The following is an 809-nucleotide window of genomic DNA, read 5'->3' on the forward strand; positions in this document are numbered from 1 at the left end:
TTTCTCTGTCGCCGTTAATCCACATGGCATTAACGGAAAAGTCACCATCGCTCTGGGGATCGACCAGTACAGCCGGACTATCTGTTTGTATGTATGCTGTGCCTGCGGTCAGGTCTTCAACATAATATTCTGCATCGAAATCCAGGTCTTCGTCATCTGGGATGTAGTGGCGAAAATACTTATTAGTTGTCAGGTCATAAACGTAGTTACGTATATATGAGTTTAACACCTGCCCCCATGAGTCAGTTATCGGGTCATAAACGTAGTTGGGCATGTCTCCAGAGGTATTCTGTACCCATTGGATGCGGTTGCCATCAAACCTGCGCCTGGCAGATCTTTGTGGATGGCCAGAAAAATATAGGCACCCAGCGCAAATACCAGTGCAACAACTTCATATACTATGAAAAGAAAAAAAATACCCATTAGGGCTAAAATCGGGATAGTCTTAAAGTTCATCATTACTTACCATCTCAGTTAAAGTTCGACCGGCTGAATAAGAACCGCCTGATCGTCACACACTCTTTGCAAATTATAGGTGCAGTAGGTTATCTAATAGTAAATCGATTAATTATTTTCAATATCAAAACCCATATCTTGCTTTTTCTTGACCTCTTTATCGTACTGTAAGGTCAGATTTGATTTCTGACTTTCAGTAGAATCTATTTCTTCCCAATTTTGACTAAGATTTTCAAAAATTTCCATAAGACTATAGGCCTGGTATCCCAAAGCCAAAACCAAAATAAAGGATACAAGCGTTGCTAACTGTCTCGGCTGCGAAACTCTGTCGATTACCTTGGCTTTCATAGGCA

Annotated in this window: 3 protein-coding genes; all 3 read right to left on the reverse strand. The window is 40.9% G+C overall.

Translation table 11 applies throughout. The features are described from left to right. Positions 1-274: hypothetical protein (locus Q0X72_RS13800; protein ID WP_297766599.1), on the reverse strand; the 274-nt coding region annotated here is incomplete at its 3' end. Next, entirely contained in the window at positions 247-459 is a 213-nt protein-coding gene (locus Q0X72_RS13805) for a hypothetical protein (RefSeq protein ID WP_297766603.1), read from the reverse strand. The genes Q0X72_RS13805 and Q0X72_RS13800, both read right to left, overlap by 28 nt. 105 nt (positions 460-564) lie before the next feature. Further along, a partial coding sequence (locus Q0X72_RS13810) for a hypothetical protein (protein WP_297766606.1) occupies positions 565-809 on the reverse strand: 245 nt, incomplete at its 5' end.

This window comes from uncultured Muriicola sp. (genome assembly GCF_947258935.1).
Classification (GTDB): domain Bacteria; phylum Bacteroidota; class Bacteroidia; order Flavobacteriales; family Flavobacteriaceae; genus Muriicola.

What these genes read in the sequence shown, in the direction of transcription:
- Q0X72_RS13805 (WP_297766603.1), bottom strand. Translation starts at nt 459, where the DNA reads ATGATGAACTTTAAGACTATCCCGATTTTAGCCCTAATGGGTATTTTT.